Source organism: Psychrobacter sp. CX18 (assembly GCF_057396215.1).
In genome coordinates this window covers 314,841-340,978 of sequence record NZ_JBXYJH010000001.1, presented here as the reverse complement: position 1 = coordinate 340,978, position 26,138 = coordinate 314,841, and the positions used below count along the sequence as shown (strand labels likewise).

The window sequence follows — 26,138 nt, the reverse complement described above, 5'->3', positions numbered from 1 at the left end:
AAGCCTAAGTGATTACGCAGAGTTGGAGGATTATTTTTTAGCTGACAAAGCTGAAGTGCCACATTAATTCTGCTAATTAAATGCACTGATAGTGAGATTTATCAAATGGTATAAGTTATATGTAACAGATGATGATTAGATTGTGATAATAAATTAAAATATTTACTTGTAATTAATCAAACTCTCAGTACCCTAAGAATAATGGAATATATGAATTTAGCCGAAGCTTTAACAAGTATTCAACAAGTAGAAAGCGGTGGAGAGATTGCACAGCGTGGTTTTAACTATCAAACTTGCTGGGCATTATCGGAGATGCTTGAGTATGAAATGAAGGGTGAAGAATATGTATTCATTTTTGAGTATCACGACGATGTGCTTATATTAGATGATGAAAACAATCCTCAAAAAATTACTTTTGCTCAAATAAAAACTAAAGAGACACACTGGACACCTAGCGAAATATACAAAAGCACTTCTAAGAAACCCATCTCAATAATCGGAAAGTTGTATTTACATTATAAAAACTTTCATAATTATTCTCCTAAACTTCTATTTGTTACTAATGCTTCATTTAGCTTTTATCCTAGAGGAGGAGCTAAAACTTATTTTAATGCTTCAGCTATAGATCCAAAACATCAGAACAAGTTTAGTAGTAAGATATCGAGTCAAATTCAATTAAATAATGTAGATTTATCTGTTCTAGACTTTGTTCAATCCTCTTTGAGTTTAGAAGACCATATGACGCATTTGAAGGGTAAGTTATCTGATTTTCTGACTAAAAGATATGGGGAAGATTTCAATTCTACTACTCATAATTTATCAATACTACTTGAGTCAGAATGTCGAAAAAAATCCAGTTATAACTCTGGTAGTATAAAAGATTTTAAAGACTTGGTAGGACGCAAAGGACTATCTTCTAGAGAGTTTAAGAAAATCCTTGACTCTATAAATTCTAAAGCGCTAAAACCTACCTGGAATGAAGCGAAAAGTCTATTTGATAGATTAAATAAGTCTACAATAGAGCTCATACGACTAAAGGCAATATTTTTACAAATTAGCATTGAATTAACGAAGAAGAATAAAAAAGTTTTTAGTATGTATTATGAACAAGCTAAATCATTTTATATAAAGTCTGAAGTTGAAAAGGACTTGCTTTCGTTTACATTTAAATTGATTCAAATGATTGATAAAGAATATCCTGACTGTGCAGTTGCTCTTACTATAGAAAAGAAAGAGTGTATTATAGTTTATTCCATAATTGAAAAGCTAATAGAAGAAGGTTCAGTGTGAAAAAAATTTATTTTAAAAGCGCACACCTATTGTCATTACGTGATAAAAGAGCATTTTTCCATGAGTTTTCGCCTAATGTAAATATAATTTCAGGTGCTAATGATACGGGCAAATCTAGTTTAATTAAAATACTGTATTATACGCTTGGTGCTGATATAACTTTAGATAAAAAATGGAAGGATGATGACTTTATATCTAAGGTAGTCATTCATGTGAACTCTCGTGACTATGCGTTTATAAGGCATGAAAAGCGAATTTCTATCTTTGATTTGAATGATGGACAAAAACTATTAGTTACATCTGAATCTCGTTCAGATATTTCTAGAGTAGTTAGAGATATTTTTGAATTTAATCTTAAATTAGTTTTAAAAAGTACAGGACAGATGTCTCAAGCTCTACCAGTTGCTTTATATTTACCTTTCTACATTGACCAAGATAGCGGATGGAGTAATGTATTAGGCTCTTTCAATAGTTTAGGTATGTATGATAAATGGCAGAATAATATTCTGTATTTTCATACTGGGGTTAAACCTAAAGAATATTACGAAATCCAGAGCAATATTAAGGTTTTGCAGATTAAAATAGAGAAGCTTAAAGCAACCTTAACAGCCGTAGAATCGGCGAAAAAGAAGTTTAATGATTCATTTGGTAGGGTCTTATTCGACGTTGATATTGAATACTATGAAAGTATGCTGAATAGTTTTTTGAAAAAGTGTCAGAAGTTACATCTAAAAGAAACAAAATTCAGGCTTGAACTGATTGAATTACTATCTAAACGAGATAAAATTATAGCAGAAATTAATGAAGCTTTGAGTCAAATGGAAGATAATGATGATGAATCATTGCCGGAAATAGCTGATTATATAGATAGATATGAAATAATAGAACATAGGGAGGAATTACTTAAGTTAATACCTAGTTTATATGAAACTAAGAATTCTTACGATTTAAAAATAGATAATATAAAAAAAGAGCTTAAAGGTGCTCAAGCATTGAGTTTAGAACTTGAAAATATGCTACGGGAAGTTAAAGCTGAATTAACTTTACAAGATGTTATCAGGTCGCAAGCTAGTAAAGAGGTTGAATCTACTTTTGAATTACAAATAAAGGAATTAAAAACAGAAATTGGTACGCTAGTTTTGGAAATAGAAGAGCTAGAAAAGAAAGCACTAGAATTAACTAATAAAAAGCGTACGAAAGAAATTAATGATATATTTAAACAGCATTTAAAGTACTCGTGCAGTGAACTTGATATATTTAACCCTAAGATTGATAGTATTACACGATATAGTGCTATCACTAATAGCGAAACAGGTAGTCGTAAACCTAGAGCGGTATTAGCCTATCACTATGCACTTTTGAAAACTATTGAAATGAAATCTACCATACCTATGCTTCCAGTAGTAATCGACTCACCGAAACAACAGGATGTAGATACAGACATATCCAAGAAAATTTTTGATTTATGCTTGAATGGCTTGTCTGACCAAAACCAATTGATAATTGGTTCTGTTACAATAGATAGTGATAGTAAAAATTTCAGAAATATTAATTTAAAAACTAAAAATAGTTTGTTATGTCAAGACTTCTATGAAATAGTTTATCAGCAGATAATGCCTTTATATAAAAATGCAAGTATTAATGCATAGTGCCTATAGAGACTTACCTTAAGCATAGGCTACATTTTAAAAAGCAAGTTCTTTCTAAACATTAGGCACATAATCTGTCAAGTCTGGCTGGTTATGTAAACTTAATAAATTATAGACTTAATCACCTATTCCCAGTATTTCTTCAGCTTTTTTTATTCTTATGAACATCTTCTGCGAAATTAAAAATTAAGACTTACATAAAGTCTCTGCAGGAAAGGCTTATATCAGTTTTTTTCGAAAGTCTTTATGCGTAACGACTTACAGATTACATTTATTATCAATATCGTTAATTTTATCTAAGATAGGAATAAGATTGGTACAAACAACACTACTAACAGATATGATGGATTTAACATTGACATACAAACAATAGCCATCCCGCTAAAACCTAACATATTTATTTTATTAAGAGCTTTTTTAAAAAGGATGTTGTAAAGGTTTTCTTAGTTTTTATTAGCAGTAGCGACATGATTTATAGAAGTGGCAAGATGATTAGTCAGCCCGATGTTTCAAGCCTTATTGCTCAATTCTCTCTGCCCTAACAAGGCTCCTTAGCCCCGATAGCAGCGGATATACTGCTTGGGTTAGCACGTTGTGGGCGCTTGGCATTGGGTGGCTCGCGAAGCAAGAGACACTCAATGGCTTAGCGCACCGCCTTGCTAAGACGAGCAGATAGTAGCGGATAGCGGGATTGGCTATTGATTATTTACTGGGTTTATGGTGAGAAGAGCTAGATGGCTACAAACCTCCCCCTACCCCCAAAACAACACCAGCACACAGACCATCGCCAACACAATACCTAGCATATTGAGCTTACTCAACGTCTCTTTAAACGCAACCACCCCGACTAAAGTTGCCACCGCAATCACTCCGACATTCATACCGGTAAATACCACACTTGGCGAATCAGCTAACATTTGATGGGCTTTGATATAGGCGTAAATATTGCCCATATTGAGCGCCCCTAATAGCAAACCTGAGGCCAATGCCTTGCCACTCCATTGGGTTTTATTAACCAGCAAATAGATAAATAGCAACCCGCCTGCCATGCCAAATGCCAAAAATAAGGTCAAGGGAAAAGCGGCGCCTTGTTTTGCCACTTGCTTAAACAGGATGTCAATTACCCCATAGCCAAGCCACACACTAATTAACCAGATGCCTACTGGTAACGGGGAAGGTTTGGTTTTGGTGTGTTTGGCAATGACGTTTGGCGCGACAATCTTGTTAGTTTCAGGCGTTGGTTGGCGATAGACCAAGGCAATTAAAGCCAGAAAGCCGATAGCAATCCCTATGGTGCGCTGTGTGGTCAGTACCTCGTTAAATAACACAAACGCCGCCACGATCGGGATAATTAGCGACAGACGTTGGGCGGCATCGGTGGCAATAATGCCAACACTTTCAATCGCTCGACCTAAAATAACAAACACTAACGGCAATAAGACGCCCAACAGTAGTATGATAAGCCAAGCACTGCCTAAGTCTGAAATTGTGCTGACGTCTGGCTTTAATAACACCCACGTCAGCAAAAAGGCGACGGGGTAGCCTGCAACAATAGTCTGGCGGATATCAATGTGGTTCTGACGTAAGACTTTGAGTAGCACCGATACGGCGACGCTACACAGTACTGCGATAATAAGATAGCTCATAGAGTATCGTCCGTTTGTTAGGAACTGCGGTTTTAGACAGCGGTTATAGATAGTACCGCAAAATATGCAACCGCATATTAGGGGCTGTATGTTATAGGATATCCGGTGGTTTCCAAAATGAATTAGGCATTTTTTAGAGCACACGTTTTAGAGCATACGTTATAAGCGCCTGTATATGGTGGCTTTTGTATGACCTTTTACGCCCTAACCACCTTAGCCCAAATCTTAACCCTATCATTAGCTAAATTATGACGTTTCATTCTTTTGACTACCCAAATTCCATTCCCGATTATCTGGCGACGACGCCACGCTTTGATGGTTTGCTTAAAGCGATCAATGCAATAAGCGGTCTATCTATTGGCTCGCTTGATGACTTAATAAGCCAGCCTGTTTCAGGGGGTGATATCAATCAGACAAGTTTACTAGCCCTCAATGACACCAAACAAGGTCAAGTGCAACTGTTTTTAAAACAAAACAGCCTTGATAAATATCCCCTGCTACTGTCTGAGAGCATAGGGCTGGCCGCACTACAACAGGCGGGAGTAAGGACTTGTGAGCCGCTTGCTGTGGGACGCGATACCGATATCGGCTGTGGATTTTTGCTACTATCGGTGATTCACTCCACTCATGGCTCAAAGTCTGCAACAGGCTATGAGGACTTGGCAGAGCAACTGGCGACGTTACATCAGGCGCTACCACCCCAACCTAATATAACAAGTAACATAGAAGACGTATCCGTCCCTGAGAAGTTTTTGACGCATAAAAACCAGACTCAGTGGGTTGCTGGCTGGTTTGAAGACAACTATATTGGCAGTAGCCCGCAAAGCAACACCTGGACAGCCGACTGGCATGAGTTCTTTGCCTCTCAAAGGTTGGGACCCCAAACCAAAATGGCTTATGATCAGGGGTATTTAAACCGCCAAACGCTACAACGAATTGAACGCCTTCAGCACAAGCTTGATCACTATCTCCCGAGTTATTCGCAATTGGATAGTCAGGGTAATCCAAGACCCAGTTTGTTACACGGCGACTTATGGTCGGGCAATGCTATGATCGGCAATACCTCTATTACCCCTAAGGGCAGCCATGAAACGCTGGGCTATTTGATTGATCCCGCAGTCTATGTCGGTCACCCTGAGACGGATCTGGCGATGACCCATTTATTTGGTGGCTTTACCCCTGAGTTTTATGAGGTCTATTTGTCACACTGCCCGGTTACAGATGGGTTTACAGAGCGCATGGATGTGTATAATCTTTATCACTATTTGAATCATTTAAATTTATTTGGCACCGGCTATTTGACTCCGGTGCAGCGTATTGCACAGCGCTTTGGTGGATAACCGTTATGAATAAGCTTTTCAATTTCTTTGAAACTCGACTTACCGCCTTTCCTGAGAATAAAATCCCCCTACCCAAAGAAGGCTTGGTAAAGTTTTTGTGGGCGTGTACTTATGGCCTGCGCAAGTGGCTAGTGCTATTTATGATATTCACTGCTGGTATCGGGGTGTATGAGGCATTGCTATATGCGTGGATTGGCGATCTTGTCGATTGGATGGGGATTTACACACCCTCAACGCTGTGGGCTGAGAAAAGCGGCACGTTGAAAATTATGTTTGCGGTGCTGATACTCAGTCCTTTCTGGGTAGCATTGGCCTCATTGGTACACTTTCAGGTCATCCAAGGGGTATTCCCGATGCAGATGCGCTGGCGGTTTCATAAGCGTATGCTGGGTCAGTCGATGGAATTTTATCAAAATGAATTCTCAGGCCGCGTATCTGCCAAGGTAATGCAAACGGCGCTTGCGGTTCGGGATACGGTGATTACCGTTGTCGATATGATGACCTATGTGCTGGTATTCTTTGTGACCAGTGGCATTATTTTATTCAAGCTCGACAGTTTATTATTGATACCCTTTGCCATTTGGCTGGTGATGTTTGGCCTGACACTGTGGTACTTTTTACCGAAGCTTAGACAGACGGCCAGCACTCAGGCCAATGCGCGTGCCTTAATGACAGGGCGTATTACTGACGCGTATGCCAATATCATGACGGTGAAGCTATTTAGCCATTCACGGCGCGAATTGAGCTATGCCAAGACTGCGATGAAGCAGTTTTTACAAACGGTTCATGGTCAGATGCGCTGGGTAACTGGACTTGAATTTGTCAACCATCTAGTGAGTGTCTCCTTAATTGGTAGTACGGCTGCGATTGGGCTGTATTTATGGCAACGTGGTGATGTTGGGGTCGGCGCGCTTGCGATGGCGACAGCAATGGCGCTGCGCCTGAACAGTATGACCCACTGGATTATGTGGCAGATGGCGAGTCTATTTGAGAGTATCGGTACCGTGCAAGATGGTATCCGCACCTTATCGGCACCACAAAAAGTGGTGGATGCCCCGAATGCCAAGCAAATGGTCGTCACCCACGGTCATATTGCGTTTAAAAATGTTGACTTCGGTTATGAGGGCAAGGGTAAAGCAGTAACCGGTCTAAAAGTTGCTACTGCCGACGATGCACCTGAGGAAGCGCCAGAGGATGCGCTAAACACAGACACCTCAAACAATACCTCGCTCAATCCCTCATCCAATCCGTCATCCAACCCTAATTATGTCAAACTGTTAGATAACTTTAATTTAGACATCAAACCGGGTGAGAAGATTGGGCTGGTTGGACGCTCAGGCGCTGGTAAATCGACCTTGGTCAATCTGCTGTTGCGATTTTACGATGTCGACTCCGGTAAGATCACGATTGACGGTCAAGCCATCGATGAAGTGACTCAAGAGAGCCTACGTCAGCAAATTGGCATGGTGACGCAAGACACCTCATTGTTACATCGCACCGTACGCGAAAACATCGCTTATGGTCGACCCACCGCCACCGATGAAGAGATTATCGCGGCTTGTAAAGAGGCGCAAGCGTGGGACTTTATTCAAGAGCTACATGATGCGAAGGGTAACAAAGGGCTTGATACTCAAGTTGGGGAACGTGGGGTTAAGCTCTCTGGCGGTCAGCGCCAGCGTATTGCCATTGCTCGGGTGATGCTAAAAAACGCGCCGATTCTGTTACTTGATGAGGCCACCAGTGCGCTCGACTCTGAGGTGGAACACGCCATTACTGAGAGCTTAAATAGCATGATGACTGGCAAGACCGTTATCGCTATTGCGCATCGTCTCTCAACGATTGCCGCACTTGATCGATTAGTGGTGATGGATAAAGGGCGTATTATTGAGCAAGGCTCGCATGATGAACTGATAGAAAAACAAGGCGTGTATGCAGGACTGTGGCAACGTCAAAGTGGCGGCTTCTTGGGCGATGATGAATAAGAAGAGCAACCGCAAAAAGCATGGCCTCAGTATCGGTGCCCATTAAACACTCACAAATCAGCGAGTCAAAGGCTTATGCTTTTTAAACACTCAGCTCGGTGCTCGTCCCTCGCACAACAACAGTTCACGTCTCGTTTTTCAATAAAGCTGTCTGTGATTTAGTCTATGTTGGGGACTATATTATTTAGGTCACTCTCACATTTATTTAAACCTATTAATGTAGTACAATGTACTACTATGTATAACATAAGAATACTCTTATAAGAGGCTGACACCATGAAATCGATGACGATAAGCACTCGTATTGACGAACCCACCAAAATTGCCTTTTCTCAAGTTTGTGAAGAAGTTGGGTTAAGCCCTTCTCAAGCAATACAACTATTCGCTAAAGCTGTGGTAAATTATGGCGGTATCCCTTTTGAGATAAAAGCACCAAAACCTAATGCCACCAGCATCAAGGCTATGCAGGCTTTTGATAACTCTGTTGTTGATGACTCAGATGCCAATCAAGCTTTAGAATCCGCTGAAGACTTCCCTCAGTTTCTAAAAAATCTAGAGATAGATCTTCAAACTCTTGAGACACAAGACAGTAAATCATTTGATAATCCCACTAAAGCCGAAGTTACCAAAAAAAGCAATGCTTAATGTATCCTATTGTTTATGAGAACCAATTTAAAAAAGACTTCAGAAAGCTTGTTAAACGCAACTTATTAGATGTTATTGAAACAGGCAATGTAATCGGCCAACTTCAACGCGCAGAAGTATTAGCGCCAAAATATGTTGATCATGCTTTAGTTGGAAACTTCAAGGGCTTTAGAGACTGTCATATTCGTCCAGACTTAGTTCTAATTTATCGCATTCACAATCAACAGTTGCAATTAGCTCGAATTGGTAGTCATGCGGAGTTGTTTATCTAATAACCTGTATTCACAACCTTTAATTAGCTCTTTTAGCATAACCTTAGCTTGTGAATACAGATGCGAAACTATAGAGAAAATCATATGCAAATCCCTGAATTCGCCATAACTCTATCTGGTAAACAAGCCCGTTATTATGACCTTTCAGACCTTAATGGTTTTAACGACCTTAATGACCTCAATAAGGCGCAAACTAACAAGACAAAGACCAAACCTGTTATCCACTTTTATGGCGGCAATGGCTTTCCCGTTGGCGTTTATGAACCATTGCTCACTGAGCTTAGTCAGCCATTTGATGTAATCAGCTTAGCGATGCGAGGCTATTGGTTTGACTTACCAGCAGATAAGATACTAACCCGTGAGCAGGATGCAGATCACCTCATTGAGTTTTTAGAAAAAACACAAGATAAACCGGTGATCGGTATCGGTCACTCACAAGGCGCCACAGCGACCGCGATGGCAGCAGCCAAACGTCCTGATTTATTCTCTGCGCTGTATTTGATTGATCCAGTGACGTTTACCAAAGCTCAATATCTGATTTACAGCCGCCTTCCGCGCAAGATATTATTAACTCAAGAACCCTTTAAGAGTACTCAGGTTAAACAGGCAGATTGGGAAAGTATAGACCACTACTATCAATATTTACGTCAGCATCGTGCGTTTAAGCGCATCAGTGATGAGCATCTGATGATATTTACCCAAAACAGTTTGGTTGCAAAAGAACAAGATGGTTTTACCTTACTGTTTCAACCCAAGTACGAACTCGCCAGCTACTTTGGCACGCCTTATATCACCCCTGCTCTCAAACAATTGAATAAGCAAAACACCCCTTATCACCTCATACTGGCAAAGCCCTCGGTATTTAATAGTGATAAAGTACGTCAAAGCTGGAAACATATCGTACCTGATGACCACATCACTATTTTGCCAGAGTATGGCCATTTACTGCCGATGGAAGCACCTGAAACCTGCACAAAGATTATTGTTGACCTGCAAACGACCCGCTAAACATCACGTTAACCCACTGAACAACACATGAAATAGGTAAATATGCCTGATTTATTTGCTCCCGCTCCGATCGATAACCTATTGCCATACGACGGTATCGTCAATGATCTCGGTTTCGTGATTGAAAACCCTACTGAGTTATATCAGCAGCTGCTTGATGAATTGCCGTGGCAGTCTGATAAGGTAACCTTATTTGGTAAAACCCATATCACCACCCGCAAGATTGTGTGGATGGGCGGCAACCACTCATCAAACAGTGCTGAAACAAATGTCGATTCAAATAAAGAGACAAATGACGCGTTGGCGTATGCTTACTCCGGTCATACTCGAGCGATTCATCCTTGGCATGATAGGGTGTTCCACGTGAAACAATTGGTTGAACACAAGCTTGCAGACATAGGAGTCGATGTCAGCTTTAATACTTGTCTATTGAATTACTACCCGACGGGTATGGATGGTATGGGCTATCATGCGGATGATGAGTCTGTGCTTGGACCACAACCGATTATCGCATCCTTATCTCTTGGTGCAACGCGTAAATTTGTACTCAAACATCAAGTCAAGAAGACGAACGTTGAGATGAACCTTGAATCTGGACAACTCATCGTCATGCGCGGTGTCACCCAGCAGTTCTGGAAGCATACTGTTACTAAAACTAAAGCGGTGCATGAAGGGCGAATTAGTTTAACCTTTCGACAGATGCTAACGGCAAACAACAATGTCGGTTAAAGCATTACCTTATCAAACGTCTTAACTGAATTTGAGCTGAATATTATAGTTATAGTATGCGAAATGCGTAGCGTGTGGTGTCGCGCAGCAAAACCCACGATTAGGTCTTTATTTCAATTGAGGTTGGACTCTATAATAGCTAAAAGTTAAATTAATAACGCCAATCTCAACTTAAAATATAAGCTGTATCTTTTGCAAGATTTAGCTCCCTTCCTTTTTTAAAGGAAGGGTTGGGGATGGATTTTCGGGAAAATCCCCCTAAATCCCCCTTTGAAAAAGGGGGACTTTGACCACTACACTTTCCACGCTTTTCAGTATCTTTCAAAAGGTAAACTAAAAGTACTATGGATAATTCAGTTATTAATATTGCAAGCTATTAGGGTATTAATACGACTGTTGTCCTATAGTCAAGGCTGGAACCGTGAGCGCGGTTTAGCCCTGACAGTAGCGGGTATCCTTGTTAAAGCACAGGGTTGCAGGCGCTTGGTTAGAGGCAGTCTCGTGATGCAGGAATGACGCTAGCCTTAGTGCCTGCCCCAGTGCAAGCCAAGATATGAGCGGATGGCAGGATAAGCTACACCTCAAGCACTATCTTGCCAAAGCTATCCCCTTTCTCAATCTCGCGGTGTGCTTGCTCAGCTTGCGCTAACGGATACGTGTTTTGAAAGTGCAGCTTAATTTCGCCAGAGGCAATCAGAGCCAGCACGTCGCTTAAGTCCTCGCCATTGGGATTGGCTTTGAATCCTTTGACCTCGATGTTTTTATCTGAGCCCGCTTGTTGTAATTTATCGACCCAGATTGAGGGCAATACTACCACCCGTCCTTGCTCTTTTAGCACCGACAATGCGCGCACGCCTGCCTCATTGCCCACTAAGTCCATTAGCAAATCAGCCTGTAACGATGGGAAGTCGTCCTCTTTGGTATAGTCAATCCAGCCAGCCAGTTTATTCGTGTCGATAAGGCTTTCCAGCTTTTTGTACTTCTCAGGGGAGCAAATAACCGTCAGCTTGATACCTTGTTCGTCAACTTTTTGCATCAGCATTTGCACCATGAGATGCCCAACACCGCCGGCGGGCGCATTCATGACCACATGATCGCCAGACTTAATGTCGGCCGTGTCAAAGGCAAACTTGATAGACTGATAAGCGGTCAACCCTACGCAAGGCAACGCACCCGCCGTTTTTAAGTCTACACTGTCAGGCACCTTAGCCAATAAATCGGCATCGATCGCATTGTACTGGGCATAACATCCCCCGCTAAAGCTGAGCGAGGCGACCTTGTCCCCTGCTTGAAAGCCATCGACGTTGCTCGCCACGACTTCTCCTGCCATATCAAAGCCTAAAATAGCGGGCTTGCCGTTGGCAAATTCGTTATTCTTGATATTATCCGCACCCCAGCCGAGTCCTTGACGGGTTTTGTAATCGACTGGATTGACACTGGCATAGGCGATTTTCACTAGCACTTGCTTATCGCCCAGCTTAGGAACGTCGACGTCGGTTTGATAGTGTAATACCTCAGGCTCACCAAATTCTGTCAGGGTTACGGCAGATTGACTCTCTGGCAGTTGATTATCTTGTGACATAACGCTCTCCCTATTGGCGGTTTATTTATCGTTGTCGCTTGGTTTAATAGACCTCTTTCGAAACTAAATTGAAAGCCCTATATTTAGAACTGATGCATATTTAGGACTAATGCATAAATGATTTTTAGCGACTGGTAATTATTTATATACGCTGGCTGTACAGTAGTTCCAGAGGCGCAATAAATAACTCCCAGTCGCTTGTCACTTGCTAAATATCGTGTTTTAAGTAAGTCCTAATACTGTTGTCGCTTACATTAAAATAGGGGTTTCGAAAGATGTCTCATATTTATAAGATTTAAGCCTCTTTAAAATTTGAGGATATTTATTCTTGAGGGCTGCTGTTGCTTAACAAGTCCTTGTCACCCGACGCGTTGTTAATTTCTTCTTCCACTTTTTGCATCAACTTAGGATCGGGACGGGCATCAAGTACATCCACCGCATCCCGATCGCCGAGCACATGCTTGGCACGCTGCTTGGCGCGTTGCTTCTCCGCACTGTCAGGCTTATTAGAGGTTTTGTCAGTTAAGATGTCCGTGTCAGCTGTGTCTCTTGGAGCAACATTGACCCCAACCGTGGACTGTGATGAGCCGGTGTCTACCAGCTGAGCGTTCGCCTTTTTTATAGCATTCTCAACGCCACCATCAAATCGTAACTTGTAGATAGGTTCGGGCAGGCTAAATCCGGTGTCCTCTAAGGCGTGCTTGGCTTCACGAATGGCAATACTACGCGCCTTAAATAAATCGGTGTCGGATTGATTGACCCACACCTGAAACTCTAACACGATATTTGAGTCGCCCACTTCATCGATAATCGCCACCGCTTTGGGGTCTTTGAGAATGAAATCCAGTTTATTGATGGCGTCCAATCCAACCTTGATGGCGGCAATGGGATCGTCATTGGCATCAACGCCAAGCTTAAAGTCAAAGCGGCGCTCTGGGTTTTTGGTGTAGTTTAAAATAGTCGCTTTGAAAACTTCAGAGTTTGGGATGCGTAACTGGTTACCGTCTTGGGTCATTAAGATAGTTGCACGACTGGTAAGTCTGACCACAATACCGCTTTTATCGTTTATCTGCACCACGTCACGGGCTTGAAAGGGCTGGCGTACACTAAGCATCAATGAAGCAATATAGTTCTCAATCGTATCTTTTACTGCAAAACCGACGGCAATACCGACCACACCCGCACCGCCGAGTAAGGTACCAATAATGGCCTCCGCTCCCAAAAGACTTAGCGCCACAATTAAGCCAAGGATAATAAACACCACCTTGACTGATTGAGACATCAGCTCCGCAACAAAAGGGTTTGGGGTGATGCGTAACCATAGCTTATCCCGTCTTGACAGCCAAGATCCGAACCAGACCACGGCGGCAAACACCACTATCGCTACCAACAATAAGGGCAAGGCTTGAATAAAGGCCTGTGTTTGCTGCTTAAGACTGGTAATCAAGGGAGTAACATTGTCTTGTACATCCAAAGTTCGACTGATTCGGTCTTCAACCGCAACCACATCGCTCACTCGGTTGGCAAGATTAATAGCTTGCTGTGCTTTTTTTTCGTTCGGCGCCTCGCCTGTCAAGCTGACCACGCCTTGATTAACACTGACAATAATAGACTTTAAACCCTCAATCTCTGAGTAAATTCCACTGATGCGCTTTTTGATATCCGCATCGTTGACCTGATTGGCACTGGTCTCAATAACGGTGTCTTTTTCGGTAATATTGCCTGCTGCCGGGGCATTGTTTGTTGCTTGATTGGTTGCCGCTTGATTAGGCTGAGAATCTGCTGGCGTGCTTTTAGTAGTGCCTTCTGCTTCTGCGGAGGGGTTCGTTGGATCAGAGTCTTTGGGCGCCGTATTGACCGATTCATCAGTGCCGGCCGTTTGACCATTATTGATGATCGCCTTGCCAGCCGCCACCATATCTTCCGTCAGTGCTTGAGCGGGCAGACTAATTCCAAACATCACGCACCACGCCAATAAGACTTGCTTAAGCCAAGCGCTTTTGCGGCGATGTTGCTGATGGTTCACTGAGTCTGCCATGATCAATCCTATTGGTTTGTTTGTCTTAATTGGTTAGCCTACGCCAATCTCAACTTAAAATATAAGCTGTACCTTTTGCAAGGTTTAGCACCCTTCCTTTTTCAAAGGAAGGGTTGGGGATGGATTTCGGGAAAAATCCCCCTAAATCCCCCTTTGAGAAAGAGGGACTTGGCACCCTTTTAAATATTTTTCAATAGTGGAGCTAAAAGTACTGTTGATAATATTGCAAGCTATTAAGTTGAGAATGAGGTGTTAGCCTCTAGATTATTCAATATCTAATACGCTTACTCAAAGTATGCGATGATTCATTAGCCGATGACTTATTGGGTTATTAAAACGATTACTTATCAAGATAAGCCTGCGCTTCTCTTAAATCAAGAGTCCCCTCGTAGATAGCACGACCAGTAATGATACCTTCGAGGCAGTCGCCATAAGGCTTTAATAGCTCAATGTCTTTCATATTCGTCACGCCACCTGAAGCAATCACAGGAATACCACCTTCACGAGCCAGCGTCACCGTCTGCTCAACATTGACGCCCTGCATCATACCGTCTCGGGCAATATCGGTATAAACGATTGAAGACACCCCTGCATCGGCAAAGCGCTTAGCAAGATCTACCGCTTTCACATCGGTCACATTAGCCCAGCCGTGCGTCGCGACCATACCGTCTTTGGCATCAATACCGACGATAATATGACCAGCAAACTCGCGGCAGGCCTCTTCGACAAACTCAGGGTTTTCAACCGCCTTAGTGCCGATAATAATATAAGTCAGTCCTGCCGTCAGATAATGCTCGATGGTCTGTAAGCTACGCACCCCGCCGCCAAGCTGGACAGGTAATGTAGGATGAGCCGTCGCAATTTGGGTCACGACCTGTTTATGAACAGGCTCACCATCAAATGCACCGTTTAAATCGACTAAATGCAGACGGCGAGCGCCCTCTTCCACCCAGCGTGTGGCTACTGCCACTGGATCATCAGAAAACACTGTGTCATCTTCCATACGACCTTGTTTTAATCGCACACATTTACCATCCTTTAAATCAATCGCTGGGATAAGCAATGGCGCAGCATGTACGCTTTGTGGGTCGCTTTGAGGGTTTGATGGGTTCGCTGAGTTGGGTGAAGATGGTGTCGTCATTGGTAAAGCCCTGATAATATAATGGTTGTCAAAAACGCGATGAGGGTAGCAAGAAGTGTCGTTAATTTAATAGATGTCATTTTTCATTTGCTGGTCTTTTTTTATTTGCTGTTATGGTGCTAGCAGTATAATAAGGATAAACCGAGTTATTATCCACAATTATGCAATCAAAACCCTAAAGTTATGAAACATACTGGCAATTTTAGGGTAAATTAACGTATAATCCTAGGATATATTGTATATGTATTTTGGTAGCCAGTCGCCACTGTCTTCTATGTTAAGAGATTAGCACAGGCCTATAGGCGCGCAAGTTATTGTCTTTATTTTGCCTATATTTTGCGTGTTATTAGCTCTGTTGTGCGTTTTCTGTCGTACTGCTGCTACACTCTCTTTTATTCAGCACGTTCATATCACGGCCTCTTCGCCGTTCCTGATTTGAGCAAACCCGACGGGACGTCTGGCCTTTCTTCGCTTATGGAATAAGTTCGCTTATGATAACCATTAAAAAGGGGCTTGATTTGCCTATTGCTGGTGAACCCAGCAGTGAAATCACCCAGCATTCGCCAAAGCATGTTGCGCTTATCGGTTATGACTATGTCGGTATGAAACCTACGATGAACGTTAAGGTAGGAGATACTGTTGTTAAGGGTCAACCCGTTTTTGAAGATAAAAAAAGAGTTGGCGTTATTTACACGGCTCCTGCATCTGGCAAGGTCGTGGCCGTAAATCGTGGCGAGCGTCGTGTCTTTGAGAGCTTGGTCGTTGAAGTAGATCCTACTGTTGGCCCAGAAGCTAACGAGGTCACTTTTAATAAGTACAGCTCAAACGAACTGGTAGGTCTTGATTCAGAAGCAGTTGAAGCTCAGCTCGTCAAATCGGGTGAATGGACTGCTTTTCGTACGCGTCCCTATAGTCGTACACCAGAGATTGGATCGCGTCCGCAAGCCATATTCGTCACTGCCATGGATACTAATCCACTTGCCTATGACCCTATGGTAATCATTCAGCAAGAGGAGCAAGCCTTTAATGATGGTTTAGCGGTATTATCGACACTGTCGCCGAAGACATACGTCTGCCACCATGGCGATGCAAATATTCCTAAATCCACTAATACTGCCGCTGGCAATGTTACTGAATATCATGCTTTTACAGGCAAACATCCCGCAGGCTTAGCAGGGACTCATATTCACTTTTTGCATCCTGTTAGCCGTGAAGTAACGGTGTGGACTATTGGCTTTCAAGATGTGATCGCCATTGGTAAGTTATTTACATCCGGTCATATTTATACCCGTCGTCTTATTAGCTTAGCAGGTCCTGCGGCGAAAAATCCGCGTCTTATATTGACCGATCGGGGTGCTGACTTGACTGAGCTTACCAATGGTGAGCTCAACGGTAACGATGTGCGGGTCATTACAGGCTCTGTATTCTCGGGTCGTAAAACCATTGCTACAACAGCCTACCTTGGTCGCTTCCACAATCAAGTGAGCGTCTTAGCTGAGGGGCATGAGCGTCCAGCGTTCCACTTCTTAAGTTTGGGTTTTAACCGCTTCTCAAAGCTGCCTATCTATATATCGCAGTTCTTTAAAACTAAAAAATACAATTTCACTACCACATCTAACGGCTCACCTCGTGCCATGGTGCCTATTGGTGTCTTTGAAGAGGTCATGCCACAAGACTATCTACCGACTCAGTTATTGCGTGCCCTTATTGTTGAAGATATTATTTCAGCAGTCGATCTTGGTGCCTTAGAGCTTGATGAAGAAGATTTGGCATTGTGTACCTTTGTGTCCCCCGGTAAATACGAGTTTGGTGACATCTTGCGTGATAACTTAACGCGCATCGAGCAGGAGGGCTAACGCTGATGAAATTTTTACATAATATGTTTGACCGCTTAGAGCCTAGCTTTACCAAAGGCGGTAAATTTGAAAAATACTATGCTGTCTTTGAGATGTTCGATACGTTCCTACGTCAGCCAGACAGTACCACACATTCAGCAGCGCACGTGCGTGATGGTATCGACTTAAAGCGCATCATGATTTTGGTTTGGCTTTGTACCTTTCCTGCGATGTTTTGGGGTATGTACAACGTCGGTCATCAAGCACTGATGGCCATTCAACAATTGGGCCTTCAGCCTGAAGGCTGGCGCACTGCCATTACCGCTATGGCAGGCTATGACCCAAATAGTATTTGGGCAGCCTTTGTCTATGGAGCCATGCAGTTCTTACCTATTTATATTGTGACTTTCGCGGTGGGTATTGCGTGGGAAATCCTATTTGCTGTCGTGCGCGGACATGAAGTTAACGAAGGATTTTTCGTTACTTCTGTGCTTTTTGCCTTATGTTTGCCACCTGATATTCCGTTATGGCAAGTGGCGCTCGGTATCAGCTTCGGTGTGGTAGTCGCCAAAGAAGTATTCGGTGGTACGGGTAAAAACTTCCTGAACCCTGCCTTATCTGGTCGTGCCTTTTTATACTTTGCCTACCCCGCTTATATGTCAGGCGACACCGTTTGGACAGCAGTGGATGGCTTCTCAGGTGCAACACCACTTGGTTTAGCGGCTATTGGCGTCACCCCAGAAAAGTTTACCGATGTGTATGGCAACGCCATTACGTGGATGGATGCCTTCTTAGGTAACATGCAAGGCAGTATCGGTGAAGTCTCTACTTTGGCTATCTTAATCGGTATGGTGATCTTAATTTGGACACGCATTGCCTCTTGGCGCATCATCGCAGGCTGTGTGATCGGTTTGATTTTCACCACATTGGTGTTTAATGCGATTGGATCAGATGATAATCTGATGATGAACCTACCTTGGTATTGGCATCTAGTATTGGGTGGCTTTGCCTTTGGTGCGGTGTTTATGGCGACCGACCCTGTCTCAGCGGCGCATACTAATAAAGGACGCTGGGCTTACGGTCTGTTAATTGGTTTTATGACGGTTGTGATCCGTGTGATCAATCCTGCATTCCCAGAAGGTATTATGCTCGCCATCTTATTTGCTAACTTGTTTGCTCCCTTATTTGACTATTTTGTCACTCAAGCAAACATCAAACGTCAAACGGCTCGGAGGTTGCGTCATGTCCCAGCAGACTAAAAAAAGCTCAAACTCTAACATGACCACCATTATGGTGGCGTTGGTCTTGTGTTTGGTATGCTCGGTATTAGTATCCGCAGTTGCCGTGGGCTTAAAGTCAGCTCAAGTTGACAACCAATTACTCGATCGTAATAAAAACATCTTAGTGGCCGCCGGTCTATTTGACCCAGAAACTGAAACCAATGAAGATGTTGAGCAAAAGTTCAAAGATTTCGAGGTCAAGCTGGTTGATTTGAAAACGGGCGAATACGCGACTGACGATCAGCTATCAGAAGCGGGCATCTCAGATATCAATGACTATGATGCCAATCAAGCTGCTAAGAACAAAGCCTTAAGTCAAGATTTAGGCAATGAAGACCCAGCGGGCATCGGCAGTGTGCCAAACTTTGCGAAAGTTTATGTCAAAAATGACGCCAATGGCAATCCTGAGCTCGTTGTATTACCCGTACATGGCTATGGTCTATGGGGCACAATCTACGGTTTCTTAACCTTAGAGAGTGACCTAAATACTGTAAAAGGTATCAGTTGGTATGATCACAAAGAAACACCGGGCCTAGGCGCACGCATTGAAGAGAAAAAATGGCGTGACCAATGGGAAGGTGTCAATGCTTATGACGATCAAGGTAACGTCTCAATCGGTGTGGGTAAAGGCAAACCCATTGATGGTATCAGTGGCGCAACCCTGACCAGTCGCGGCGTAAATAATCTTGTTCAGTTTTGGCTAAGCGATCGTGGATACAAACCCTATTTAGATCATTTACGTAGTGGCAAAGCAGACAGCCAAACGCAAGCTAGCAAAGCGAGTGGTGCTAAGGGGCAAAAGTCCTTAACCGCTCAAACAACTCATTTGGCTAACAGTAAAGCCACTGCGGGCGAGGAGGCATAACATGGCTACAGATACCAAAAAAATCTTAACCACGCCGATCTTTGATAATAACCCAATTGCCCTGCAAATCTTGGGTATCTGTTCGGCATTAGCGGTCACTACGAGCGTTAAAAATGCATTGGTTATGTGTATTGCATTAACGTTAGTGACTGCATTTTCAAGCTTTTTTATCTCAACAATTCGGGATCGTATTCCGTCAAGCATTCGTATTATCGTACAGATGACGATCATCGCCTCTTTGGTTATTATCGTTGACCAAATTCTAAAAGCGGTGGCTTACGACGTGAGTAAGTCCCTATCCGTATTCGTTGGTCTGATTATTACCAACTGTATCGTGATGGGACGTGCCGAGGCGTTTGCTATGAGTAACCCGCCTATTCCAAGCTTCTTAGATGGTATTGGTAATGGTCTTGGTTACTCAGCGGTATTGCTATTCGTCGCTTGTATTCGTGAGCTGCTTGGTAGTGGTAGTATCTTAGGCATCACCCTATTGAGTCCTGTCACTGATGGTGGCTGGTATGTGCCAAATGGTCTATTGTTGCTGCCTCCTTCTGCGTTCTTTATTATCGGTTTGTTTATTGCGATTATCCGCACTTGGAAACCAGAACAAGTTGAAGAGCCAGAGTTTGTGATGAAGCCTCAATCTAAAGGTATGGTTCATGGAGGAGGACACTAATGGGACATTATCTTAGTCTATTTATAACGTCAGTATTTATTGAAAATATGGCGCTTGCCTATTTCTTGGGCATGTGTACCTTCTTGGCCGTCTCTAAAAAGGTCTCTACCGCTATAGGTCTTGGCATTGCCGTTATTGCGGTGATGACCATAACAGTACCTTTGAATAACTTGTTATATCAGTTTATTTTAAAAAATGGCGCTCTTGCGTGGGCTGGCTTCCCTGATATGGACCTAAGCTTTTTAGGGCTATTAAGTTATATTGCCCTTATTGCGGCAACCGTCCAGATTCTTGAAATGTTTTTGGATAAGTTTGTGCCATCGCTATACAATGCGCTGGGCGTGTTCTTACCCCTTATTACGGTGAACTGCGCTATTCTAGGTGGCGTCTTATTTATGGTAGAGCGTGACTATAATTTCACTGAGTCATTAACGTATGGTGTGGGTGCCGGTTTTGGTTGGGCTCTTGCCATTGCGCTTTTGGCAGGTATTCGTGAGAAGCTTAAGTATTCAGATGTCCCTGCCCCACTACGTGGTCTTGGTATCACCTTTATTACTGTCGGATTGATGTCGCTTGGGTTTATGTCATTCGGTGGTATGTCAATATAGCCGACCTACCCTATTTAGTTGACTTATATTGACGACTAAACAAGATTGTAAACATAGATAATAAAGAGACAACAAGCGATTTTAATATTTAAATAAGGACAAGTATCATGGGTTTGTTTGATACATTTGGTACCGCCATTGGCGGCGTCGCCATGTTTACCGTGATTATCATGAGCTTGGTCGCCATTATTTTGGTTGCCCGCTCACGATTGGTCAGTTCAGGGGATGTCACTATCCATATTAATGACAATCCTGACAACGACATTGTCACCCCGGCTGGTGGTAAATTACTACAGACGCTTGCAAGCGAGGGGATCTTCTTATCTTCAGCGTGTGGCGGTGGTGGTACATGTGGTCAGTGCCGTTGTAAAGTCATTGAAGGTGGTGGCTCTATTCTACCTACTGAAGAAGGTCACTTCACCCAAGGTGAAATTCGCGATAATATGCGTCTTGCCTGTCAGGTTGCTGTCAAGCAAGACATGGAGATCGAAGTTGATCCTGAGTTCTTTGATGTACAGAAGTGGGAATGTGAGGTGGTGTCAAACCATAACGTTGCGACTTTCATTAAAGAGCTGGTGTTAAAAATACCGGAAGGCGAAGACGTTAAATTCCGTGCCGGTGGTTATGTCCAGTTAGAGGCACCACCGCACGAAGTCCACTACAAAGACTTTGATATTGATGACGAATACAAAGAGGACTGGGAAAAATTCGACATGTACAGATATGTGTCGAAGGTCGATGAAGAAGTCATTCGTGCCTATTCTATGGCTAACTACCCTGATGAAAAAGGTATTATTAAATTTAATATCCGTATCGCCAGTCCACCACCTCGTGGTCCTGAAGGTATACCGCCAGGCAAAATGTCTTCTTGGGTATTTAGCTTAAAACCCGGTGATAAAGTGACTGTGTCTGGTCCTTATGGTGAATTCTTTGCCAAAGATACTAAAGCGGAAATGGTATTTGTGGGTGGCGGTGCCGGTATGGCTCCGATGCGCTCACACATCTTTGATCAGCTTAAGCGCTTACACTCAGACCGCAAGATTAGCTTTTGGTATGGCGCGCGCTCTGTTCGTGAAATGTTCTATGTTGAAGATTATGATATGCTGCAAGAGCAATTTGATAACTTTGAATGGCATGTGGCGTTGTCTGATCCGCTTCCTGATGACAACTGGGATGGCTATACTGGCTTCATTCACAATGTATTATACGAAGAGTATCTGAAAGACCATCCAAATCCAGAAGATTGCGAATACTATATGTGTGGGCCACCGGTCATGAATGCCGCCGTTATCAATATGCTTCATGAGCTCGGTGTTGAAGATGAAAACATCCTACTTGATGACTTTGGTGGTTAAAAGCAGGGTGGCTAAAAGCAGGGTGGTTAATTGAGTTGGGTTTAATTGCTCTCATTTAATAAGTTAATTTATGCTAAATTAAGAGTCTCAGACGAGGCTCTTTTTTTTGGCTAATCATTTTAGTCCCCCTTCCCTACCCTCATTTATAGTCAGCGAGATACTAAACGGTTACGGTGTTAACCTCGCTAAGCCTACACTTATTGTACTTGCGCTCGGTTGCCTTGTCACCAGTTTAGACTTCTCTGACTTAAGATAAATAAGAAAGGATGCTTATGAAAACTAAAATCAATATTAAAGATATCACGGTATGGATTACCGGTGCTTCAAGCGGCCTTGGTGAATCGTTAAGTATAGAGTTTGCTCGTCGCGGGGCGACAGTGATTTTAAGTGGCCGCAATACCGAAAAGCTTGAGCTTGTTAAAAGCCGTTGCAAAAAGCCCAACAAACACTTTATCATTCCTTTCGATGTAACAGATGCTGAGCAAAGCAAAGAGGCGTATGCTTCAGTAATAGACAAAGCCGGTCATATTGATTGGCTCATTAACAATGCAGGCGTCAGCCAACGCTCTTTAATCATGGAGACCGTAGAGGAGGTTGAGCGACAACTGATGGAAATTAACTACTTTGCTCAGACTCGCCTGACTCGGTTGGTATTGCCGGACATGATCCAGCAAGGTGGTGGTAAAATAGTCATGGTCTCAAGCGTGGCAGGCTTATTGGGTACGCAGTATCGCGGTGCTTATGGCGCGGCCAAAGCAGCTATTCATATGTGGGCAAACAGTTTACGGGCTGAACTAACGACCCACAATATTAAAGTTGCTACCGTCTTTCCAGGCTTTATACAAACCAATGTCTCGATCAATGCCTTAACCGGTGATGGCAGTACGCAAGGCACGATGGATGAGGCGACTGGCAAAGGGCTCACTGCGGCCACATTTGCCACACGAGTGGTCAACGCTTTACAGAAGGATGAGACTTACATTATTGCGGCTGGTCAAAAAGAAAAAATAGCGACACTACTTAATCGCCTCTCACCGCCGAAACTGTATCAAATCATACGCCAAGTAAAGGTTAAGTAAAGTAAATAAAAGTCTCTGTTTAAACGTATGACGCTTTATGCTTATCCATTGTCAGTCATGATCAAATTTTGATCTAAATTCCATTCATTTTTTTAATCTTCTTTAATCTTGAAGTTGTGCTTATGGCTATCCCTACTCCCTCATCCTTATCTATCCGTTATAAATCCATTTGCGATAAATCCATCCGAGATAAACCTAACTTTTATAAAAAGCCAGTGCCTAATACATCCGTTTGTGGTTTACAATCACCCTTGTTGACTGGATTTTCTGGCCTCTCAGGACTGCTAATACTCACCTCTGCTATAACACTGACTGCTTGTCAGCAGTCACCTTCTTATGACTATATCGAAGGTGAGACCATGGGCACCAGCTATCATATTAGCTACCAGTTGCCTAAAGGTGTGGATAAAGCGCAGGTGAAACAAGCTATCGATGCTGAATTAAAAAGCATTAATGACAGCATGTCGACTTACCAACCAGACTCAACCATTTCTAAATTCAATAAATTAGGGGCAAGTCAATCGATACAAGTTGACCCTCATTTTATTAAAGTATTGCAAGACTCAAAACAGGTGTATGCGCAGTCTGGCGGTGCTTTTGATCCTACGGTTATGCCTTTAGTCACCTTATGGGGCTTTGGAAATGTGATGACCATAGACAGATTGCAAAATCCACCAGATGACACTCATATTCAGGCAGCAAAGGCGCTCATTGACTTCGATAGTATTCAGCTATCAGGTAACTCGTTAAGCAAAACCAAAGAAGGGGTCGAACTGGACTTTTCAGCGGTTGCTAAAGGCTATGGGGTCGATGCCATTACCCATGTGCTGCATGATAATTATAAAATCAACAATTATATGGTTGAGATTGGCGGTGAAGTGGCAACTTCTGGTGTCAATCAAAACGCTCAGCCGTGGCAGATTGCCATTGATGCCCCCATCCTCGATAGCAGTGTTAGCAATAGACTGACGCTTGCCGTTATCCGTCAGCCCAAATCTTCAAATAGGCTTAATCTGGCGACTTCTGGCAACTATCGTAACTCAGTTGTATTTGATAATAAACGCTATAGTCATACTATTGACCCCACCACAGGACAGCCCATCGCAGGCGGTGCGCCTTCTGTCTCTGTGGCTGCAGACTCGGTGTCGATTGCTGACGCTTGGGCTACTGCTTTGACAGCCATGACTTATGAAAAGGCCTTAGATACGGCGATCAAAAACAACATAGCTGCGCTATTTATCATTCCTAAAGATGGCAAAATTCATGATGAAGTGCCCTCTACAGAGGAGCTCGCCCGCAGTAAAGCCGATCCTTTAGTCTATTGGCAAATGGTTGAAACGCCTGCCATGCATATGTTACGCTCAGAGTCTAAATGATATAACAACTTGAACTCTATATAAATTTTAAACAGTTCTCTTACCTACTGTTTAAAATATAAAGATTGCTATAGAATGGGGTATTTTTCGTAACAGTGTGTATCCACACTAAGGGAAGTAATGGTTTACTCATTAATGGCAATCATCTTTGTATTAGGTTATATCGCAATTGCCCTAGAGCATAATCTTCATATTGATAAAGCAGCGTCAGCCTTACTGACGGCAATTATAATTTGGACCCTACTGGTGTTTGGTGCCGATACATTACTGGCAGAGCACTTACTCTCAGGTCAGTTGGCACCGTCTCACAGTGTAGGAGTGACGCAGCTTATTAATACTGAGCTACGACATCACCTTGCTGAAATTGCGGAGATATTATTCTTCTTGATGGGCGCCATGGTGATCGTGGAGCTCATTGATGCACATGATGGATTTTATGCCATTACCAGCCGCATTAAAACCACCAGTGCGGTCAAGCTATTATGGACCATTGGTATCCTTACTTTCTTTTTCTCAGCACTGTTAGACAACCTGACCACCACCATTGTCATGGTCTCGTTACTGCGTAAACTCGTCGCTGATAAAGAAACGCGATGGTGGTATGTGGGTATGGTTGTCCTCTGTGCTAATGCCGGCGGCGCTTGGTCTCCTATTGGCGATGTCACTACCACTATGCTGTGGATTGGCAACCAAGTAACCGCTAATAAAATTATAGTCGACTTGATCCTACCGAGTTTGATAGCCGCTATTATTCCGATGATCATATTGAGCGTCATTTTTAAAGGCAAGCAGATAGCTCGTCCCAAACCTGCGAAACCTATTGTTCAAGCTTCTAGCAGCAACTACCTTGGTGACGAGGTAGCTACAGCAAATACTCATGCAGCGCCTGCTGTCATAATGGAAGCCCCATCCTTAAAGGATTCGGAAACTATAACCGCACAGCCTACTGACCTAACTGCCATTGCACAACAAGCCATCACGAGTAAGATGCGTATCAGTGTTCTTGCATTGGGTTTGTCCGCACTTGCCTTTGTGCCTATTTTTAAAACCGTCACCCATTTGCCGCCGTATATGGGTATTTTATTTGGCGTGGGCGTGCTTTGGATCTTTACCGAAGTAATGCACCGTCATCACGATTGGTACGTTAAGCAACATATGACAGTGGTTGGCGTACTGAGACGAGTTGATATGCCAAGTATTTTGTTCTTCTTAGGTATCCTATTGGCGGTAGCAGGGCTGGCGACAGCTGGACACTTAACGGATGTGGCACTGTGGCTCGATAATACTTTTGGTAACTTATATGTCATTAACGTATTTATTGGATTGTTGTCATCGCTAGTAGATAACGTACCATTAGTGGCAGGTGCAATGAAAATGTATCCCTTGTTAACCGAAGCCTCTTTAGCAAGTATGAGTGGTGATGAATTGGCTCGGCAAAGCTTGTTCCTACAAGATGGGGCGTTTTGGCATTTCTTAGCCTACTGCGCAGGCACTGGGGGTAGCTGTTTAATTATTGGTTCAGCTGCGGGTGTGGCGGCGATGGGTATGGAAAAAGTTCCTTTTATGTGGTACTTAAAACGTATCAGCGGCTTAGCGGTGGTGGGGTACTTAGCAGGTGCAGCGGCTTATATCGCTATTCACGCTATCTAGCACAAGCTCGTTATTAACATAAGTAGGTGTGGGCATGAGCGACTCAACAATTGGCTTTAATCAATTTTGTTAACCTTATATCTAGCGACCAT

General features: G+C 43.1%; 21 protein-coding genes. 17 read left to right on the top strand and 4 right to left on the bottom strand.

Annotated elements, in window-relative coordinates; genetic code table 11:
- Positions 1-210 precede the first annotated feature (210 nt).
- Positions 211-1,290, top strand: coding sequence for a DUF4297 domain-containing protein (locus AC2SLT_RS01395; protein ID WP_486545552.1), 1,080 nt, complete (start codon positions 211-213; stop codon positions 1,288-1,290).
- On the top strand, positions 1,287-2,939 hold the full coding sequence (locus AC2SLT_RS01390; RefSeq protein WP_486545550.1) for a hypothetical protein: 1,653 nt from the start codon (positions 1,287-1,289) through the stop codon (positions 2,937-2,939). The genes AC2SLT_RS01395 and AC2SLT_RS01390 overlap by 4 nt, the downstream gene beginning before the upstream one ends.
- A 752-nt stretch (positions 2,940-3,691) precedes the next feature.
- Here AC2SLT_RS01390 and AC2SLT_RS01385 read toward each other — a convergent pair.
- Positions 3,692-4,585: an EamA/RhaT family transporter gene (locus AC2SLT_RS01385; RefSeq protein WP_486545549.1), complete on the bottom strand. Its 894-nt coding sequence runs from the start codon at positions 4,583-4,585 to the stop codon at positions 3,692-3,694.
- 248 nt (positions 4,586-4,833) lie between these two features.
- Here AC2SLT_RS01385 and AC2SLT_RS01380 point away from each other — a divergent pair, with 248 nt between their 5' ends.
- From AC2SLT_RS01380 to AC2SLT_RS01355, 6 genes are all read left to right on the top strand, one after another.
- Positions 4,834-5,925 carry a fructosamine kinase family protein gene (locus tag AC2SLT_RS01380; protein WP_486545547.1) on the top strand — a complete coding sequence of 364 codons (1,092 nt, stop codon included), beginning with the start codon at positions 4,834-4,836 and terminating at the stop codon, positions 5,923-5,925.
- 5 nt (positions 5,926-5,930) lie between these two features.
- Positions 5,931-7,907, top strand: a complete 1,977-nt coding sequence (locus tag AC2SLT_RS01375; protein WP_486545545.1) for an ABC transporter ATP-binding protein — start codon at positions 5,931-5,933, stop codon at positions 7,905-7,907.
- A 276-nt stretch (positions 7,908-8,183) separates the two neighbouring features.
- Entirely contained in the window at positions 8,184-8,552 is a 369-nt protein-coding gene (locus AC2SLT_RS01370; protein ID WP_486545544.1) for a type II toxin-antitoxin system RelB/DinJ family antitoxin, read from the top strand.
- Positions 8,552-8,824: a type II toxin-antitoxin system YafQ family toxin gene (locus tag AC2SLT_RS01365; RefSeq protein WP_486545542.1), complete on the top strand. Its 273-nt coding sequence runs from the start codon at positions 8,552-8,554 to the stop codon at positions 8,822-8,824. The genes AC2SLT_RS01370 and AC2SLT_RS01365 overlap by 1 nt, the downstream gene beginning before the upstream one ends.
- Positions 8,825-8,908: 84 nt before the next feature.
- Positions 8,909-9,832, top strand: coding sequence for an alpha/beta fold hydrolase (locus AC2SLT_RS01360; RefSeq protein ID WP_486545541.1), 924 nt, complete (start codon positions 8,909-8,911; stop codon positions 9,830-9,832).
- A 42-nt stretch (positions 9,833-9,874) separates the two neighbouring features.
- Positions 9,875-10,561 (top strand): alpha-ketoglutarate-dependent dioxygenase AlkB family protein, encoded by a 687-nt coding sequence (locus AC2SLT_RS01355; protein WP_486545539.1) that lies wholly within the window; start codon positions 9,875-9,877, stop codon positions 10,559-10,561.
- Between the two features lie 574 nt (positions 10,562-11,135).
- Here AC2SLT_RS01355 and AC2SLT_RS01350 read toward each other — a convergent pair.
- From AC2SLT_RS01350 to hisA, 3 genes are all read right to left on the bottom strand, one after another.
- Positions 11,136-12,143: an NADP-dependent oxidoreductase gene (locus AC2SLT_RS01350; RefSeq protein ID WP_486545537.1), complete on the bottom strand. Its 1,008-nt coding sequence runs from the start codon at positions 12,141-12,143 to the stop codon at positions 11,136-11,138.
- A 322-nt stretch (positions 12,144-12,465) separates the two neighbouring features.
- On the bottom strand, positions 12,466-14,181 hold the full coding sequence (locus AC2SLT_RS01345) for a mechanosensitive ion channel domain-containing protein (protein ID WP_486545536.1): 1,716 nt from the start codon (positions 14,179-14,181) through the stop codon (positions 12,466-12,468).
- Positions 14,182-14,521: 340 nt separating this feature from the next.
- The gene (gene hisA / locus AC2SLT_RS01340; RefSeq protein WP_486545534.1) at positions 14,522-15,322 is read right to left on the bottom strand and encodes a 1-(5-phosphoribosyl)-5-[(5-phosphoribosylamino)methylideneamino]imidazole-4-carboxamide isomerase; all 801 of its coding nucleotides are present in this window, start codon (positions 15,320-15,322) and stop codon (positions 14,522-14,524) included.
- A gap of 491 nt (positions 15,323-15,813) precedes the next feature.
- Here hisA and AC2SLT_RS01335 point away from each other — a divergent pair, with 491 nt between their 5' ends.
- From AC2SLT_RS01335 to nhaD, 9 genes are all read left to right on the top strand, one after another.
- Positions 15,814-17,178, top strand: a complete 1,365-nt coding sequence (locus tag AC2SLT_RS01335) for a Na(+)-translocating NADH-quinone reductase subunit A (protein WP_486545533.1) — start codon at positions 15,814-15,816, stop codon at positions 17,176-17,178.
- Between the two features lie 5 nt (positions 17,179-17,183).
- The gene (locus tag AC2SLT_RS01330; RefSeq protein ID WP_486545531.1) at positions 17,184-18,416 is read left to right on the top strand and encodes an NADH:ubiquinone reductase (Na(+)-transporting) subunit B; all 1,233 of its coding nucleotides are present in this window, start codon (positions 17,184-17,186) and stop codon (positions 18,414-18,416) included.
- A complete protein-coding gene (locus AC2SLT_RS01325) occupies positions 18,400-19,302 on the top strand; it encodes a Na(+)-translocating NADH-quinone reductase subunit C (protein WP_486545529.1) in 903 nt (300 codons plus the stop codon). The genes AC2SLT_RS01330 and AC2SLT_RS01325 overlap by 17 nt, the downstream gene beginning before the upstream one ends.
- A 1-nt stretch (position 19,303) precedes the next feature.
- Positions 19,304-19,978: an NADH:ubiquinone reductase (Na(+)-transporting) subunit D gene (locus AC2SLT_RS01320; protein WP_486545527.1), complete on the top strand. Its 675-nt coding sequence runs from the start codon at positions 19,304-19,306 to the stop codon at positions 19,976-19,978.
- Positions 19,978-20,586, top strand: a complete 609-nt coding sequence (gene nqrE / locus AC2SLT_RS01315; protein ID WP_486545526.1) for an NADH:ubiquinone reductase (Na(+)-transporting) subunit E — start codon at positions 19,978-19,980, stop codon at positions 20,584-20,586. The genes AC2SLT_RS01320 and nqrE overlap by 1 nt, the downstream gene beginning before the upstream one ends.
- 107 nt (positions 20,587-20,693) lie before the next feature.
- Positions 20,694-21,941: an NADH:ubiquinone reductase (Na(+)-transporting) subunit F gene (gene nqrF / locus AC2SLT_RS01310; RefSeq protein WP_486545524.1), complete on the top strand. Its 1,248-nt coding sequence runs from the start codon at positions 20,694-20,696 to the stop codon at positions 21,939-21,941.
- A 272-nt stretch (positions 21,942-22,213) separates the two neighbouring features.
- Positions 22,214-23,020 carry an SDR family NAD(P)-dependent oxidoreductase gene (locus tag AC2SLT_RS01305; protein WP_486545523.1) on the top strand — a complete coding sequence of 269 codons (807 nt, stop codon included), beginning with the start codon at positions 22,214-22,216 and terminating at the stop codon, positions 23,018-23,020.
- A gap of 122 nt (positions 23,021-23,142) precedes the next feature.
- A complete protein-coding gene (locus tag AC2SLT_RS01300; RefSeq protein ID WP_486545521.1) occupies positions 23,143-24,396 on the top strand; it encodes an FAD:protein FMN transferase in 1,254 nt (417 codons plus the stop codon).
- 120 nt (positions 24,397-24,516) lie between these two features.
- The gene (gene nhaD, locus AC2SLT_RS01295; protein WP_486545519.1) at positions 24,517-26,046 is read left to right on the top strand and encodes a sodium:proton antiporter NhaD; all 1,530 of its coding nucleotides are present in this window, start codon (positions 24,517-24,519) and stop codon (positions 26,044-26,046) included.
- Positions 26,047-26,138 lie beyond the last annotated feature (92 nt).